We start from the raw sequence: 345 nt of genomic DNA on the forward strand, positions 1-345 counted from the left end.
CCGCGCTGCTGCCGACGCTGCCGGCAGCCGTGCTCGTGCTGATCGCTTGGGCTGCGCTGACAGGCGGGCTTCACCTCGACGGCTGGATGGACACGGCAGACGGCGTACTGAGCCATCGCAGTCGCGAGCGGATGCTGGAGATTATGCGGGACAGCCGGGTCGGCGCGATGGGTGTGATCGCCGGCACGCTGCTGCTCATGTTCAAGCTCAGCTTGTTGGCAAGCCTGCTCGCGCTCCGACCCATGAGCGAGGCGCTTATGTGGCTGGCCATCATTCCGCTCTGGAGCCGCTGGTGGATGAGCGTTGCCGTCATCGGCTGGCCGCGGGCTCGAGCCGATGGAGGCA

General features: G+C 67.2%; 1 protein-coding gene. It reads left to right on the forward strand.

Going from position 1 to position 345, the window contains the following annotated elements; genetic code table 11:
* Positions 1-345 (forward strand): adenosylcobinamide-GDP ribazoletransferase (locus PA598K_RS24400; protein ID WP_148091983.1); only part of this gene is annotated, 345 nt, incomplete at both ends.

It is taken from the genome of Paenibacillus sp. 598K (genome assembly GCF_003851045.1).
Classification (GTDB): domain Bacteria; phylum Bacillota; class Bacilli; order Paenibacillales; family Paenibacillaceae; genus Paenibacillus_D.